9 protein-coding genes are annotated in these 17,456 nt (G+C 66.8%); all 9 read left to right on the forward strand.

The window, feature by feature from the left end; translation table 11 throughout:
* The first annotated feature begins 280 nt into the window (after window positions 1–280).
* The 9 genes from X946_RS25110 to X946_RS25150 all read left to right on the forward strand — a co-directional run bounded on the left by X946_RS25110 (window position 281) and on the right by X946_RS25150 (window position 16,978).
* Window positions 281–1,486, forward strand: coding sequence for a capsule biosynthesis protein (locus X946_RS25110; RefSeq protein ID WP_038753354.1), 1,206 nt, complete (start codon window positions 281–283; stop codon window positions 1,484–1,486).
* On the forward strand, window positions 1,479–2,270 hold the full coding sequence (locus X946_RS25115; protein ID WP_038753355.1) for an SDR family NAD(P)-dependent oxidoreductase: 792 nt from the start codon (window positions 1,479–1,481) through the stop codon (window positions 2,268–2,270). Before X946_RS25110 ends, X946_RS25115 begins: the two co-directional genes overlap by 8 nt.
* A 1-nt stretch (window position 2,271) precedes the next feature.
* On the forward strand, window positions 2,272–3,807 hold the full coding sequence (locus tag X946_RS25120; RefSeq protein ID WP_038753356.1) for an LTA synthase family protein: 1,536 nt from the start codon (window positions 2,272–2,274) through the stop codon (window positions 3,805–3,807).
* The gene (locus X946_RS25125; protein WP_038753357.1) at window positions 3,804–11,432 is read left to right on the forward strand and encodes a type I polyketide synthase; all 7,629 of its coding nucleotides are present in this window, start codon (window positions 3,804–3,806) and stop codon (window positions 11,430–11,432) included. The genes X946_RS25120 and X946_RS25125 overlap by 4 nt, the downstream gene beginning before the upstream one ends.
* Window positions 11,429–12,343, forward strand: coding sequence for a UDP-3-O-acyl N-acetylglycosamine deacetylase (locus tag X946_RS25130; protein ID WP_038753358.1), 915 nt, complete (start codon window positions 11,429–11,431; stop codon window positions 12,341–12,343). Before X946_RS25125 ends, X946_RS25130 begins: the two co-directional genes overlap by 4 nt.
* 39 nt (window positions 12,344–12,382) lie before the next feature.
* A complete protein-coding gene (locus tag X946_RS25135) occupies window positions 12,383–13,705 on the forward strand; it encodes an aminotransferase class I/II-fold pyridoxal phosphate-dependent enzyme (RefSeq protein WP_038753359.1) in 1,323 nt (440 codons plus the stop codon).
* A gap of 17 nt (window positions 13,706–13,722) precedes the next feature.
* On the forward strand, window positions 13,723–14,403 hold the full coding sequence (locus X946_RS25140; RefSeq protein ID WP_038753360.1) for a GNAT family N-acetyltransferase: 681 nt from the start codon (window positions 13,723–13,725) through the stop codon (window positions 14,401–14,403).
* Window positions 14,400–16,049: a sulfotransferase family 2 domain-containing protein gene (locus tag X946_RS25145; protein ID WP_152611810.1), complete on the forward strand. Its 1,650-nt coding sequence runs from the start codon at window positions 14,400–14,402 to the stop codon at window positions 16,047–16,049. Before X946_RS25140 ends, X946_RS25145 begins: the two co-directional genes overlap by 4 nt.
* A gap of 296 nt (window positions 16,050–16,345) precedes the next feature.
* On the forward strand, window positions 16,346–16,978 hold the full coding sequence (locus tag X946_RS25150) for a class I SAM-dependent methyltransferase (protein WP_038753361.1): 633 nt from the start codon (window positions 16,346–16,348) through the stop codon (window positions 16,976–16,978).
* Window positions 16,979–17,456 lie beyond the last annotated feature (478 nt).

The following is a 17,456-nucleotide window of genomic DNA, read 5'->3' on the forward strand; positions in this document are numbered from 1 at the left end:
ACAGGGCCCGCAAGAACACCGACGATCAGGAGGGGCGGCTGATTATAGCCAGCGAGGGTGAAATGCGCCATCTCTGGCACCTCTACGTCAGATTTGCGCCATACTTCGCGCCGCCGCTTGGAGCGACTGTTTTTCTTTTTCCGGCAGAATGCTATATTCGTCCCACTCAAAAAACGCGCACGGTTGTCTGTCGCATATTTCTATACTCATAGGGGCTCGTTCCGGAAAGACCACCGGGGCTTTCCGTCGACCGAGTCATTTCGCCGGTTGACATTTTTCGATGCCTCGCTCATTTCTTGTGCTGCAAGGCACGGCTTCATCGTTTTTCAGCAGATTGGCCGAAGCATTGTCGACGCGGGGTCATGCGGTCCGCCGGGTCAATTTCTGCGGCGGCGATCTTCTGTATGGCGGGGCGGCCGCGGCCTGGGACTATCGGGACGAATTCGACGCGTTGCCCGAGTGGTACTTGCAAGCAGTCCGAACGGAGGGAGTGACGGATGTAGTCATGTTCGGCGACTGTCGTGAAATCCATCGGCACATGCATCCGATCGCGCGTGCTTGCGAGCTGCGTACGCATGTATTCGAGGAAGGTTACGTCCGTCCGCACTGGCTGACGCTTGAGAAGCACGGCGTCAACGGGCGGTCGCTGCTGCCGCGCGACCCCGCGTGGTATCTTGAGCAGCGCGGCGTCACGCCACCCAGTCTGCCGGGGCAACCGACCGGTTACAACCTTTACGAGCGCGCATTCCACGACATCCGGTATCGTAGTGCGAATGCATTGTACGCACGCCGTTTTCCGTATTACAGCAGCCATCGCCCGCGCAACGGTTTCGTCGAATATGCAGGACTCGCCGCGCGCGCGCTCCAGCAGAGCCGCCATCGTGGCGAAGCGGAGAGGGTGGTGCGAGCGTTGCTCGAATCGAAATGCACCTATTATTTTTTTCCGCTGCAGCTCGGTTCGGATGCGCAGATCGTCGTCCATTCGCCATTCGACGGCATCCGCGACGCGATTGAGCGGGTGATGCGCACTTTTGCACGGCATGCGCGTTCCGATGCGGTACTCGTCATCAAGAATCACCCGCTCGATACAGGATTGATCGATTATCGGCGCTTCGCGTACGAACTGGCAGCCGAGCTCGATATCGCAAAGCGCCTGCGTTTCATCGACGCCGGTCATTTGCCGACGCTGCTCGAGCATGCGGCCGGCGTCGTGGTCGTCAACAGTACGGTGGGGCTGTCGGCGTTGCATCATCGCCGCCCGCTGATCGCTCTCGGCGGCGCGGTGTACGCGATACCGGGGCTGACGTGGCAAGGCAGTCTCGAGGATTTTTGGACGGAGGCTGGACCGCCCGACATGACTCTCTACCAAGCGTTTCTCGACTACGTGATGCATCACACCCAGATCAACGGTGACTTCTACACGCGCACCGGCATCGAGATGGCGACGGCGGGCGCGGTCGCGCGGCTGGAGGCCGTACGTGACTAGCGCTGCTGCCGCGCCGCGCCACGTCGTCGTCACGGGCGCGAGCGCCGGGCTCGGCCGCGCGCTTGCGCAAGCGTATGCGGCGCCGGGCGTGGTGCTCGGCCTCGTCGGGCGCGACGCGGCGCGGCTCGACGACTGCGCGCAAGCCTGCCGCGCGCGCGGCGCGACCGTCGTCGTCGGACAGTTCGACGTGCGCGACGCCGAGCGCACGCAGGCATGGCTGTGGCAATTCGATGACACGTATCCGATCGATTTGCTGATCGCGAATGCGGGCGTCGCGAGCACGCTCGCGTCCGCGTCCGACTGGGAGGGGCTCGAGCGCACCGCGACCGTCGTCGACACCAATTTCTACGGCGCGCTGCAGGCGGTGCTGCCCGTCATCGAGCGGATGAGGCCGCGCGGGCGCGGCCAGATCGCGATGGTCAGCTCGCTCGCCGCGCTGCGCGGCATGGCGATTTCGCCCGCTTACTGCGCGAGCAAGGCGGCCGTCAAGGCGTACGCCGACTCGGTCCGTCCGTTGCTTGCACGCGACGGCGTCAAGTTGTCGGTGATCCTGCCCGGCTTCGTGAAGACCGCGATGAGCGACGTGTTTCCGGGCGACAAGCCGTTCCTGTGGTCGGCCGACAGGGCGGCCGCGCACATCCGCGGCACGCTTGCCGCCGGGCGCGCGGAAATCGCGTTTCCGGGGCTGCTCGCGTTCGGCATGCGTCTGCTGCAATTGCTGCCTGCGGCGCTGGCGGACGCGATCCTCGGCAGGCTGTCGTATTTGCCGCGCGAGGAGCGCTAGCGTGAGCGGCGGGCTCGCGCTCACCCTTGCGATCGCGGCTGCGCTGTCGTTCGCCCTCGATGCGCTCGCGACGCCGCGCGCACGCTGGCGGCGGCCACCCGCGGCCGTCGCGCTGCACGGGCTCGCGGTCGCGTTCGTCGGCTGCTGCGTGTTGTTCGTCACTGCGCGCGTGCTGTTCTCGACGTTCGTCGCGGTTGCGCTCGTGGGCCTGACGGCGGTTGTCAGCAACGCGAAATACGAGTCGCTGCGCGAGCCTTTCGTGTTCACCGATCTCAGTCTTTTCAGCCAGTTGTTTTCTCATCCGCGTCTGTATCTGCCGTTCCTGAGCGTGGGCAAGGTCGCGGCGATCGCGGCAGGGATCGCGCTGCTCGCCGCCGGGTACTGGGCCGAGACGCCGCTCGCGCCGCGTCCGTTTGCGACGTCGGCCGCGGCAATCGTCGCGTGCTTCGTTTGCGGCGGCGCGCTTGCAAAGCGCCTCGCGCTCACGCTCGACGCGAGCGCCGACCAGCTGCGCAACGGATTCTTCGCGACCTTCGTCGCCTATCTGCTGAACGGGCTGCGGCCGGCGACGCTGCGCGCGTTCGAGCGCGCGGCGGCGGCGAGCCCGTTCGCCGACGGCCGGCCCGCCGCGTATCCGGACGTGATCGTGATCCAGAGCGAATCGTTCTTCGATGCGCGGCGTGTCGTGAGCAGCGTCGAGCCGTCGCTCTTCGAGCATTTTGATCGCGCTCGGCGCGAGTCAATGTTTTACGGCGAGCTTGCAGTGCCCGCGTGGGGCGCCAACACGATGCGCACCGAGTTCGCGATGCTGACGGGGCTCGCGTCGGATCGCCTCGGCTACGCGCGCTTCTATCCTTACGCGTTTCTGCGCCGCGCGTGCGATTCGCTCGCCGGCTGGTTCCGGCGCGGCGGCTACGGGACGGTTGCGATTCATCCTTACTATGCGGACTTCTTCGGCCGCGCGCGCGTGTTCCCGCTATTGCATTTCGAGCGCTTCCTCGACATTCGGCATTTTGGCGACGCGCCGCGCGCGGGCCCGTACGTGGCCGACGCGGCGGTCGCGGATGCGCTGATCGCCGAGCTCGACGCGCCGCGCGCGAAGCCGCTCTTCGCGTTCGCGATGACGATGGAGAACCACGGCCCGCTGCATCTGGAGACGGTCGAGCCGGACGAATCGCGCGCGCGCCACGCGCTCGGCGACGGCGCCGATTGGCGCGACTTCACTGTTTACTTGCGTCACGCCGCAAATGCGGATGCAATGATCGGGCGACTGCTCGAGCATTTGCGCGCTCGACGGCGTGACACGGTCGTGTGCTTCTATGGCGACCATGTCCCGGCGCTGCCGCACGTTTTCGGTAAGCTGGGCGTCGCGCCCGAGCGCAGCGACTACTTTATCTGGCGGAACTTCGGCACTCCTGACGCTTGTCGGCGGGATGCGCGCGTCGAAGAGCTCGGCTCGATTCTGCTTCGTGCGACCGAGGCGGAAGAGGCGGGCAGTCCTCGGGCCAGTGCATCGGAAAAAACGACACAAAGATGAATGTAAAGATTGCAATTGTTGGGATGGCGTGTCGCTTTCCCGGTGGCGTAGAGAGCCCGGACGCGTTCTGGCGGCTGCTGTGCGACGAGCGCGACGCGGTCACCGAGATGCCCGCCGAGCGATTCGGTACGGACTTCTATCGACATCCGTCGAAGCGCGAACCGGGTAAGAGCTACACGTTCGCCGCGGGCGTGCTGGACAATGTTGCCGGTTTCGACGCGGCCTTCTTCGGCATTTCGCCGCGCGAGGCGACCCAGATGGACCCGCAGCAGCGCCTGCTGCTCGAGCTCGCGTGGGAAGCGTTCGAGGACGCCGGCGTGCGTCCTGCCGACATGCGCGGACGCAACTGCGGCGTATACGTCGGCGTCGCGAGCCCGGACTACGGCAATCGCAGCATGGACGACCTGAATTCGGTCGATCCGTACTCGGCGACGGGCAACACGCTCAGCATCGCGTCGAATCGCGTGTCCTATCTGTTCGATCTGCGCGGGCCGAGCATGTCGATCGACACCGCGTGCTCGTCGTCGCTCGTCGCGCTGCATCAGGCGATTCAGGCGCTGCAGACGGGCGATGCCGAGCTCGCCCTCGCGGGCGGCGTGAATCTGCTCGCGCATCCTTTCGGTTTCGTCAGCTTCTCGAAGGCATCGATGCTGTCGCCGCGCGGCCGCTGCCGCGCGTTTGACGCGACGGGCGACGGCTACGTGCGCGCCGAGGGCGGCGCGTTCGTGCTGCTGAAACCGCTCGAGCGCGCGCTCGCCGACGGCGACACGATTCATGCGGTGATCGCGGGCTCAGGCGTGAACTCGGACGGCTACTCGCCGGGCGGCATCAGCGTGCCGGGCGCCGCGACGCAGGCCGCGCTGCTGCGCGACGTGTATCGGCGCGCGGGCATCGATCCGCGCTCGCTCGCCTATCTCGAAGCGCACGGCACGGGCACGGCGGTCGGCGATCCGATCGAGGCGCGCGCGCTGATCGACGTCGCGGGCGCGCAGCGTCCGGAGCACGATCCGCTGCTGATCGGCTCGGTGAAGACCAACATCGGCCATCTCGAGACCGCGTCCGGAATGGCGGGCCTCGTCAAGGCCGTGTGCTGCCTCAAGCACCGCGCGGTGCCGCGCTCGCTGCATTTCGAGACGCCGAATCCCAACATCGATTTCGCGGGCGGGCGGCTGCGCGTCGTCGATCGCTATACGCCGCTCGATGCGCGCGGCGCGCCGCTCGCGATCGGCGTCAATTCGTTCGGCTTCGGCGGGACGAATGCGCACGTCGTGCTGACGGAAGCGCCCGCGCCGGGCGACGCCGCGGCGCGCAATGCGCGGTTCGCCGCCGATGCGAGTGCGAACGACGCGCCGCCGCCGCTCGTGCTGACGGCGCGTGCGCCGCAGGCGCTCGCCGCGCTGGCCGCGCGTTATCTGCAGCGTCTCGACGACGGCTGCGCGTGGCACGCGCTCGCCGCCAACGCGGTGCGGCGCAAGCAATGGTTTGAAGCGCGGGCGGTTGTCGGGCCCGCGAGCGCGGCCGACGGTCGCGCGGCGCTCGCCGCGCTCGCGCAGGGCGGCGCGCCGGTGCCCGCGTGCGTCGCGCAGGCGCACGCTGCCGAGCACGATGTGCGCGTCGCGCTCGTCTTTTCAGGCAACGGCTCGCAATGGACGGGGATGGGCCGGCAGCTCTACGCGGAAGATGCGGTGTTTCGCGCTGCGCTCGCCGAAGTCGACGCACTATGGTGCGCGGACGGCAGCGCATCGCTCGTCGACGTGATGTGCGCTGGCGCGAGCGCCGAATGGCTCGCCGCGACCGAGAACGCGCAACCGCTTCTGTTCGCGATTCAAGTGGGGATCGTGCGCGTGCTCGACGCGCGCGGCGTGTGCTTCGACCGGGTCGTCGGCCACAGCGTCGGCGAGATCGCGGCGGCGTGGGCGGCGGATGCGCTGTCGCTCGCCGACGCGGTGCACGTCATCAAGATTCGCAGCCGAGCGCAAGGGCTCACGCGCGGCAGCGGACGGATGGCTGCAGCGGGCGTCGGCGAGGACGTCGCGCGCGCGCTGATCGCGCAGCTCGAGCTCGGTGCGAGCGTCGAGATCGCAGGCGTGAACAGTCCGCAGTCGGTGACGCTCGCGGGCGCGCTCGACGCGCTGCAGGCGATCGAGGCGTCGCTGCGCGCGAACGGTCAGTTCTTCCAGTTGCTCGACCTCGATTACGCCTTCCACAGTCGGCAGATGGAGCACATCGAGCCCGTCGTGCTCGAGCAGCTCGCGGGCCTCGCGCCGCGTGCGGGCACGGGCGGATTCGTGTCGACCGTCACGGGCGGGCGCTTTGCAGGCGACGCGCTTGACGCGCGCTATTGGTGGCGCAACATCCGCGAGCCGGTGCGTTTCGGAGACGCGATTGCGGCCATCGTGTCCGAGGGCATTCGTCTGTTCATCGAAGTATCGCCGCATTCGATCCTGCGCACATACGTGAAGCAGACGCTGACCGCGCTCAAGCTGTCCGGCGCGACGCTGCCGACGCTCAAGCGCCAACAGGACGGCGCGCAGATGTTGCGCTATGCAGTCGCGTCCGCGGTCGCACACGGCGCGCGGATCGATCCCGACCGCCTCGCGCCCGACGCGCCGCGCGTCGCGCTGCCGACTTATCCGTGGCAGCGCGAGCGCCACTGGCTCGATCCGAGCCCCGAGGGCTACGATCTAGTCAATCGCCGCCGCGCGCATCCGCTCCTCGGCTACCGGCTGCGAGAGCATGCGTTCGCGTGGGAGAACCAGCTCGATCCCGCGCGCGTGCCGATGCTCGCCGATCACGTCGTCGACGGCGGCGCCACGTTCCCCGGCGCGGGCTACGTCGAGATGGCGCTCGCCGCCGCGTGCGCGTTTTTCGGCACGTCGGACTGCGCGATCGAGAATCTCGAGATCCGAGCGCCCGTCGTGTTTCAGGGGCAGCACGCGAAGCTGTTTCGCTTCACGATCGAGCCGCGCACCGCGTCGTTCAGGATCGAGACTCGCGATCGGATGAGCGATGCGCCGTGGGTCGAGAACGTCGTCGGCCGGCTGCTCGAAAGCGGCAATGCGCTGAGCGCGTCGAGCGCCGTGTCGCCCGAGACGCTCGCGCGCCTCTACGCGCAGCCCGCGTCGAGCGCCGACGCGCTCTACGACGGCGCGGCGGCGCTCGGTCTCGCGTACGGCCCTGCATTTCGCTGGGTGCGTGCGCTGAGGATCGCGGGCGACGCGGCGCTCGCCGACGTCGCCGCGCCACAGGCCTGTGGCGATGCCGCCGAGCTCGCTGCGTACCTGCTGCATCCGGCGTTGACGGACAGCGGCTTTCATCCGCTGTTCGCGCTGCTCGCGCATGGCGGCGGCGCCGATGCGCACGCGGCGTACGTGCCGGTTCAACTGGGACGCATCGATTTTCTGCGCGGGGATGTCGTCGCGCGGGTGCTCGCGCGGATCGAGCGGCGCAATCCGCATTCGATCGTCGCGTCGTTCGAGTTTCTCGACGCAGGCGGCGCGATCGTCGCGCGTCTCGCCGCGTGCCGGTTCCGCCGCGTCGACCTCGTCGGACGGCGGCACGCGCCGCCCGCGCGCTTTGTCTATGCGCTCGATGCGAAGCCGCTGCCGTCGGCGTTCGACGCGAGCGCGCTGCCCGCGCCCGAACGGCTCGTCGAGGGCGCGGTTGCGACGCTCGCGTCCCGCGAGGATCTCGCGCGACGCACGAGCCATCTGACCGAGATGCTGCCGCTCTTCGACGTGCTCGCGAGCGCATACGCACTGCGCGCGCTCGATGCGATCGACGCGTTTCAGCAGCCGGTGCCGCCCTCGGACGAGCGCGCGGGGCTCGTTGCGCGTCTTGCCGCGATGCTCGTCGAGGACGGGCTCGCGCAGTGGGACCGCGCGCGGCTCGTGCGCAGCGATGTCGCGTGCGCGACGCTGCCCGCGCTCGACGAATTGTGGCGCGGCCTGCTCGCCGAGTCGCCCGCGCATGTCGCGGAGCTGACGCTGCTCGCGCATTGCGGCGCCGAGCTGCCGGCCGTGTTGCGCGGCGAGAAGCCGGCCGCGCAGGTGCTGTCGCCGACGGGGGGCAGCCTCGTCGAGCACTTCTACGAAGCGTCGCCGACCTGGTCTCATGCTCAGGCGCTCGTCACGGCCTGCGTCGAGCAGGCGCTCGACGCGTGGCGCGTACCGCGGCGGCTGCGCGTGCTCGAGATCGGTGCGCCCGGCCGCGACGTGCTGCAGCCGCTTTGCGCCGCGCAGTTGGCCGCGCGCTGCGACTATGCGATCGCCGGCACACCTCGGCAGCTCGCGGGCTTCGACGCGGCGGCGCATCCGTCGGTGCAGACGGTCGCGTTGAAGACGGGCGACGGCTTTGCGCTCGACACCGACGATCGCACGCCCTACGACGTCATACTGATCGATCGCGCGCTCGCCGCGCAGCACGATTCGCTCGGATTCCTGAACGTCGTGTTCGGGCATCTGGCGCCGGGTGGGCTCGTCGTCGCCGTGGAGGCGCGCGGCGGCCGTTTCGCCGACATCGTGTTCTCGCTCGCCGAGGGCGGCGCGAATGCATCGCGCGGCACGCCGCTAGCGCCGGCCGAGATTCAGTCGTTGCTCACGCACGCGGGCTTTCGCGACATCGTGCGCCATCTCGAGCAATCGCTCGATCTCGAGGGCGTGCCGACGTTCATCGTCGCACGCAAGCCCGCGGCGAAGGCGGGTGACGCGCGCGAAGCGCTCGACGGCGGCGTGTGGGACAGCCTCGATACCGCCGCGTACGCAGAGCGCTGGCTCGTGGCGACGGGTGACGACGGCGACGCGGGCATGGTGCTCGCGGGTGCGCTCGCGAGCACCGGCTGCTATGCGGAGGCCGTGTCGCTGCAGCGGATGGCCGAGATCGTTGCGGTCGCGTCGCCCGCGCAGCAGCATCATCTGGTGTTCGTCGCGCCCGATGCGGCGCTGGCGGCTGATGCCGACGGCGCCGCGATGATGCGTGCGCAGCAAACGGGCGTCGTCTCGCTCGCGCGGCTCGTGCGCGAACTCGGCGTCGTCGACGCGACGGCGAGCGTGCGGCTGTCGGTCGTCACGCGCGGCGGCGCGCCGTTCGCGCTCGACGCGCCGCTCGATCCGGCGCAGGCGGGCCTCTGGGGATTCGGCCGCGTGCTCGCGAACGAGCATCCCGAATTGTCGTGCCGGCTTGTCGACGTGCATCCCGACTGCGACGCGGCGCCCGATGCGCTCGTGCGCGAGCTGCTAGCCGACGATGCCGAGGAAGAGGTGCTGCTCACGCCGCGCGGGCGCTTCGTGCCGCGCATGCTGAGCGCCGCGCAGATCGACGCGCGCGCGGTTGACGCGATCGGCGAGCGGCGGCCGGCGGTGCTCGCCTTCGATTCGCCGGGTTCGCTGCGCAATCTCGAATGGTTCGCGCTGCCGGCGCGCGAGCTGGAGCCGGACGAAGTCGAGATCGAGCCCGTCGCGACTGGCCTGAACTTCCGCGACGTGATGTACGCGATGGGGTTGCTGTCCGACGAGGCGGTCGAGGCGGGCTTCGCCGGTGCGACGATCGGCATGGAGTTCGCCGGGCGCATCGTGCGCGCCGGCCGCGACGTCGACGGCTTCGCGGCGGGCGACGCGGTGCTCGGCTTCGCGCCCGCATCGTTCGCGACACGCGTGACGACACGCGCTGCCGCAATCGCGCGCAAACCTTCACGGCTGTCGTTCGAAGAGGCGGCGACGATCCCGACGACGTTCTTCACCGCGTACTACGCGCTCGCCGAGCTCGCGCGGCTGCGCCGCGGCGAACGGGTGCTCGTTCACGGCGCGGCGGGCGGCGTCGGCGTCGCGGCGATCCAGCTCGCGCGCCACTTCGGCGCCGAGGTGTTCGCGACGGCGGGCAGCGACGAGAAGCGCGAGTTCGTGCGGCTGGTTGGCGCCGATCACGTGCTCGATTCACGCAGCCTGTCGTTCGCCGACGAGATCCGCGCATTGACGCTCGGCGAGGGCGTGGACGTCGTGCTCAACTCGCTCGCGGGCGAGGCGATGGTGCGCGGCATCGACACGCTGCGTCCGTTCGGCCGTTTCCTCGAGCTCGGCAAGCGCGATTTCTACGAGAACAGCTATATCGGTCTGCGGCCGTTTCGCAACAACATCAGCTATTTCGGCATCGACGCCGATCAACTGATGGGCGTGCGCGCCGATTTGACCGCGCGCCTGTTCGGCGAGGTGATCGCGCTGTTCGACGACGGCGTGCTGCATCCGCTGCCGTATCGCGCATTCCCGGCTGCGCGCGTCGAAGATGCGTTCCGCTACATGCAGCAGGCGCGCCAGATCGGCAAGGTGCTCGTCACGTATCCGGCGGGCACGCCCGCGCCAACGCGCGGCGTCGCCGCTGCGCACGGATGCGCATTGACGCTCGATCCGCGGGGGGCGTATTTCGTTGTCGGCGGCACGGGCGGATTCGGTTTCGCCACCGCGCGCTGGATGGTGTCGCGCGGCGCGCGGCACCTGACGCTCGCGAGCCGCGGCGGCGCGCTCGCCGAGCCGCTGCGCGCCGAGGTCGAGCGCTGGCGAGAGGAACTGGGCGTCAGGACGCACGTCGTCGCGTGCGACGCGACTGATGCGACCGCACTCGCGTGCGCGATCGGCGAGATCGACGCGCGCGGCACGCCGCTGAAGGGCGTGCTGCATTCGGCGATGCACATCGACGACGGCCTCGTGCGCAATCTCGACGACGAGCGTTTTGCCGCCGTGCTCGCGCCGAAGGTGGCGGGCGCGTGGAACCTGCATCGCGCAACGCGCGAGCATGCGCTCGATTTCTTTGTCGTCTACTCGTCGGCAACGACCTATCTCGGCAATCCGGGGCAGGCGAGCTACGTCGCCGCGAACAGCTTCGTCGAGGCGCTCGTCGAGCAGCGCCGCGCGGCGGGGCTGCCCGGCACGTTCATGGCGTGGGGTCCGCTCGAGGACGTCGGCTTTCTGGCACGCAACGCCGAGACGCGCGAGGCTCTGCAAGCGCGGATCGGCGGCGTGTCGATCACGTCCGCAGAGGCGCTCGCCGCGCTCGAGCGGGTGCTGCTTTCGGGCGACGCGGGCGAGGCAGTCGTGCGGCTCGACTGGCACGCGGTGTCGCGGGGAATGCCCGCCGCCGCCGCGCGCCGCTACGCGCTGTTGCGCGCGCGCGGCACGAACGAGCCCGCACGCGACGGCGGCACGCGGCTGCGCGCAGAAGTCGCGGCGCTGCCGCGCGACGAGGCGGTCGGCGTCGTCGAACAGAATCTGCGCGCGCAGATCGCACGCATCCTTCATCTGTCGCCGGAGCGGATCGAACTCGACAAGTCGGTGCTCGATCTCGGCATGGATTCGCTGATGGGCATGGAGCTCGGGATGGCGGTCGAGGAGACGTTCGAGGTCAAGCTGTCGGTGATGTCGATCGCGGACGGCGCGACCGTGCACTTGCTCGCCGGGCGGATCGTCGACATGATCTCGGGCGCGGTGGACGGCGAGCCGGGCACGGGCGACGGCGACGACGCGCGGCTTGCCGCGGTCGCTGCGCAACACGCGCTCGACGGCGACGCGCGCCGGGCGTTGAAGGTCGGCGAAGACGAGCACGTGGCCGGCTCGCCGACGACGCTGGTGACGGCATGAGCGCGCCCGCCGGCTGGCAGGCGTGCGAAGGCACGCTCGCGCGCGAGCTCGCGCTCGGAGGCCACGGGCTGCACACCGGGCGGCGCGTGCGCGTGCGGATTCTGCCCGCGCGCGGTCGCGAGCGGGAGCGCGGCATCGCGTTCCGGCGGATGAAGGACGGCCGCGAGCTTGCGACCCTCGCCGCCGATCCCGCGCTGCGCCGCGCGCAGCCGCTTTGCACGATGCTGTGCAATGCGGACGGCGTCGGCGTGCGCACGGTCGAGCACCTGCTCGCATCGCTGCTCGCGTGCGAGATCGATCACGCCATCGTCGAGCTCGATGCGGAAGAGGTGCCGATTCTGGACGGCAGCGCGCGGCCCTGGATCGACGCGCTTCGCGCGTGCGGGCGCACGGCGCTGCCGGCGCCGAAGCGTTTCATACGCGTGCTGCGGACAGTGACGGTGACGGATGGCGACGGCACCGCTCGGCGGGAAATGCGCATCGAGCCCGCCACGCGTTATGAGCTCAGCGTGCGCAACGACCTGAAAGGTTTCGGCGACATGCAATGGAGCGGGGTGCTGACGCCCGCCGTGTTCGCCGCTGAGATCGCGCCGTCGCGCTCGTACGGACGGGTCAAATGGGCGATTCCCGCGATCGTCGCCGGCTACCTGCGTGGCGTGCCGATCCTGCGCGGCGCGCGTCCGTCGTGCACGGCGTCGATCGTCGGCTCGCGCGTCGTTGGCGGCTTGCGGCAGCCGGACGAGTTCGTCCGCCACCGCGTGCTCGATCTGATCGGCGATCTCGCGCTCGCGGGCGCGCCGCTGCTCGGCCGCATATCGGCGTTTCGGCCGAGCCACGAGATGAACTTCCGGCTCGTCGAGAAACTGTTGTCGACGACGAATGCCTGGGAATGGGCCGAGTTCGTCGCGTAATATGTAGACTTCACTGACTAAAACAGGCGAACGGTTCAGATGGGATTGGGTGATCACCTGCGCCAGCAACTTGCGGCAAAAGCTTTGAAGCGGCAACTGGATCGCGTCTCCGACGATGGCGGCGCGCGTCGTGCGCCGGTTTCCGCCACTGCACACGTAACGGGCGATCCGCGCAGCTGGTTCGAGGCGATGCCGCAATACCAGCAGGTCAAGATCATCCGCGAGATGGGCGAGAAGCTGCGCGTCGAGTCGCCGTTCTTTCGCGTGCACGAGGGCGTCGCCGGCGCGACGACGCACATCGGCGGCCGCGAATACCTGAACTATGCGAACTACAACTACCTCGGCCTTGCGGGCGACCCCGTCGTGTCGGCGCGCGCGAAGGATGCGATCGACCGCTACGGCACGTCCGCGTCGGCGAGCCGGATGGTCGCGGGCGAGCGGCCCGTGCAGCGCGAGCTCGAGCGCGGCCTCGCGTCGTTCTACGAAACCGACGACTGTGTCGCATTCGTGAGTGGCCATGCGACGAACGTGACCGTGATCGGCTCGCTGTTCGGGCCGGGCGATCTCGTCGTGCACGACGCGCTCGCGCACAACAGCATCGTGCAGGGTGCGCAGCTGAGCGGCGCGAAGCGCCTGAGCTTTCCGCACAACGACTGGCGCGCGCTCGACGCGCTCCTCGCGCGCGTGCGCCGCGAATATCGGCACGTGCTGGTCGCGATCGAAGGGCTCTACAGCATGGACGGCGATCTGCCGGACCTCGCGCGCTTCGTCGAGATCAAGCAGCGCTACGGCGCGTTCCTGATGGTCGACGAGGCGCACTCGCTCGGCGTGCTCGGCAAGCAAGGCAAGGGCATCCGCGAGCACTGCGGCGTGCCGTCCGCCGACGTCGATCTGTGGATGGGCACGCTGAGCAAGGTGCTCGCCGGATGCGGCGGCTTCATCGCCGGCTGTCAGCCGCTCATCGACATCCTGCGCCATCTCGCGCCGGGCTTCCTGTACAGCGTCGGGCTTTCGCCCGTGCTCGCGGCTGCGTCGCTCGCCGCGCTCGAACGCCTGCAGGCCGAACCGCAGCGGATCGCGACGCTACGCGAGCGCGGGTTGCAATTCCTCACGCAGGCGCGCGACGCCGGTCTCAACACGGGCACGAGCGAAGGCTATGCGGTCGTGCCCGTCATCACCGGCAGCTCGCTGAAGGCCGCGCAATGGGCGAACGCGCTCTTCGACGAAGGCATCAACGTGCAGCCGATCTTCTATCCGGCCGTCGAAGAGAAGGCCGCGCGCCTGCGCTTTTTCATCTGCTCGACGCACGAGCCCGAGCAGATCGAGCGCACGATCGCGGTGCTCGTGCGGCTCGCGCGCTGACGGCGGCGCCGAAGACGATGGCGACTTCGCCCGCCGAAGGTGAGCACGGCGCATCGGCCGAGGCCGCATCGCGCTCGTCTTCGTGGCGCTTTCGCCCGGCCGCCGCGAGCGATGCGCACGCATGCGCGCCGCTCGTGTTCGAATCCGGCGTGCGGGAATTCGGCTACTTTCTCGGCGAGCCGCCCGCACGATGCATCGCATTCCTCGAATTCGCGTTCGCGTCGAAGCAAGGGCGTTTTTCGTGGCGGCGTCATCGCGTCGCGGTTGCCGAAAGCGGCGCGATCGACGCGGTGCTCGCCGCGCACGACGGACGCGCGACAGCCTTGGACGATCTGCACGTCGCGTGGATGTTGCTGCGCTTCTTCGGCCTCGCGCGCACGATCCGGATGCTGCTGCGCGGGCTCGTGCTCGAAAGTGAGCTGCCTGCGCCGAAGCGTACGCAGACGCTGATCGCGCATTGCGCGACCGACGCGCGCGTGCGCGGTTGCGGTGCGTTCAGCGCGCTGTTCGACGAAGCGATGCGCTCGGGCGTATTCGGTAGAGAAGTGGGGCGGGAAATCGTGCTCGACGTTCGGCTCGAGAATGTACGGGCGAGGACGCTTTATGAAAGGTTGGGATTCGAATCGGTTCCGCGGCGGCGGCCACCATCCACGCGATTGCCAGCTGATCTGGAGTCGATTCGGATGCGCCTTGGTTGAGCGAAGGACGCCGTGTCAAGCGGCGTTCTGCGCCTTCGCTGCGGCGCAAATCGCTGATTCGTCGAGCGGTTCAAAATGATTCGCATCCCGGCAGTGAGATGAAACGAACGTCGGTGAACCGGCTGATGAGAGGTCCATTCGACAGTCGTTCACGGCAGGAATCGGTGACAGCAAGCAGAAGAGGATTTCACAACATGCAGGGGTCGCAGCCTGTTTTTTCCGGTCGCATAATTTTTGACCACTTGCCCAAAACAGCTGGACAGGCTGTGAATGCGTGGTTGCGTAGTGAGTTGGGGCGGGACAATGTCACGCCGAATTTGATCGGCGAGCATCGTGAATTGATTCGCCGTTACGGTGGCGAATATTCGGTGATTTCAGCGCATATCGAATTCGAGGGCGGGCGGCTCGATCCGAGATATCAGTACTTCACCTGTTTGCGCGAACCGATCGATCGCGCGCTGTCGTGGCTCTTCTTCGTGGTGAAAAACCACGATCGCGGTCAACTGCCCGATTTGTGGGAGCATGCTCGTCGGTTTATCGACATGCATCGCGACGACGAGGGACATGTGCACGCCGCAGACCGATTAGGCGATGTCAACCTCGATTTCGGCCATTTCGCAAACGTATACGTCGAGCATTTTGCAAACGCCTCCAGTGTTGCCCTACGAAGCGACGATGAAAAGTTGGCGGCCGCATTGGAGACAATCGAGCAATACGATGTGTGGGGCTTGTATGAAGAAATGTCGGATTTTGTCGCCGCGGTTGCGTTGAAGGTCGGTATAGAGGTGCCCGCGCAGCTTGCGAAGGTGAACGTGACCGTTGCTCGGCCGAAGGTGAACGAAGTGCCGTCGGCGCTGCTGAGGCGGTTGAGCGCACTCAACGAGCTCGACATCGAGTTCTATCGCTTGATGCATGAACGCTGGCAGCGTGAACGCAGTCTTCGCACAACGTCGCTCGTCGCGCTGCCGGACGGATGGCATCCATATGAACGGGAAGGCAGCCGGCCGTACACGGCGCCCGAGTTCACGTTGCTTTCCGTCACGCGGGAAGGGGGCGGCGTCTATACGTATGGGCAGATCATTCGCTTCGATCTCTGCTTCTCGCTGGCGACCGATGTCGACTGCATCGAGATCGGCATCGACATTCGCGACGAGGACAAGAGACGAGTATTCGGGGTAACTCGTGCTTGCCCGCGTCGACTTGTTGGGCCGATGTCCGCAGGAACGTACCGCGCGCAGTACCACCTCGTTGCGAACTTCCCGGAAGGACGGCATACGGTCGGATTCGCATTCGTCGGTTATGGCGCAGGGGAACGCGTCGAACTCGGGCGGTACGAGGATTTGGCGTCATTCCACGTTACGATTCCGCGGGCGATGCCAAGCGTCGGCTATACGAGCGTGCCCATCGAGCTCGATTGCGAATGGGTCGATTCAAGCGTTTTCGGGCATGTGGCTGATGCGGCGGGCACGCTCACGAGCGATGCCGTGCTGGCCGACTTGGTTGCCGGAGACACGTTCAATTCCGTCACGTCGTGTATTCGGGGCCGTCCCATTGCCGATTCCGTGGCGGTATCGGCGCGCCGGTGCTGGCCGAACAGCAGCGTTTTCATTCGTGTCTTTCGTTCTTCTTCCAGCTCAGGGAATTGATGTGGCAATCGCAAATTGGTGCGCGATGCAAGTTGGTCGTGCACGACGCGCGCAACCGCGAATTGCGTCGCTGCGCTCAATAACTTCCATGAAAATTTCGTGAACTCCGGGAAAATATTGCTGGGCGCACGCATGTAAAGGAGACCCCCGCGATCCGGCACTGGTGTCCGGCCTCGGGCTAGAACCTGCACTCGAATCACGTGATCTCATGAATTCTTTTGTTCGCAACCGGGTGTTACCATGCGCCAACTGCAGCGGCAGCGCAGGCATTCAGAAACCAGCAACATGGAGGCGTAATGGCATATGCGCACGTTGACTTTCCGGCCCTCGAAAGAAAGCATCTTGTGGACGCGAAGTTGTTTGCACATCGGGTGGATATGGTGTCCTGGTTCGGTACGTTTGGCGGCACTATTGCGGAATTGGGTGTGGCGGCGGGAGATTTTTCAAATGTCATGATTGAAAGGCTCAAGCCGAGTAAATTTGTTGCTATTGACTTGTTCGATATGCACAAATATCCGGTCATCTGGGGAAGGCCGTCAAGTGAGCTGTTCAACAACAAAACCCAGCTGGATTTTTTCCGTGATCGATTTTCCGGCGAGGGGGATCGCCTCGTTACCGAAGTGGGGCTGAGCTATGAAATGCTCGGAAAATACCCGGATCACTCGTTTGATTTGATCTATGTCGATGCTGGACATGATTACGAGAGTGTCAAGCGCGACGCGGAAATATCTGCACGAAAATTGAAGTCCACCGGGACGATCATTTTCAACGATTATGTCCTTTACGATCCTTTCGGGGAGGGGCCTTACGGCGTTGTTCAGGCGGTCAACGAACTTGTAACGTCCGGGGATTTCAGCGTAACCGGTTTTGCGCTCGAAAAGAACATGTTCTGTGATATCGCGGTAAAGCGCACGAGGTCTTTCGCGTGACGCTGCTCCAACAGTTGAGAGGCCTTGCGGCAGACGACTGATATACACGTTCCCTCATCCGCGTGGTCGCCGCGGAAGAGCATCGTTCGAGCATGCGTCACATAGGGGCATATCGATTTGCGGCCTATGGGTTCGGTGCTTTTTCGCACGTGCGAGCCTGAGTCGTGAAAGCGCAATTGAGCGCCGCGTGCGGTGGGACGCGCGTGCCGCGTGGCGTTCGGCCTTGTTGGTGCGAGCGTCATTTGGATCATGTAAGAGTCTTTTGTCGACTGCGGGATCGGGCGGCGTAGTGGTGTGTCGGTCTGTGGTTTGTTTTTGAGCGAACTATGCTGTCTTCGCTCTTCGCTGACTAGGCGGTTGATGACATCGGCCCGAGGTTGGCGGATGGCAGACACGGCACCGGCCGCTCGTCTCATCGATGTGTTGCCCGTTAGCGTTCGTCGTCGCGCATCGGGCTTCCGAGGCGTCTGAGGTGACG

The sequence above is a fragment of the Burkholderia sp. ABCPW 111 genome (assembly GCF_000773065.1).
Classification (GTDB): domain Bacteria; phylum Pseudomonadota; class Gammaproteobacteria; order Burkholderiales; family Burkholderiaceae; genus Burkholderia; species Burkholderia savannae.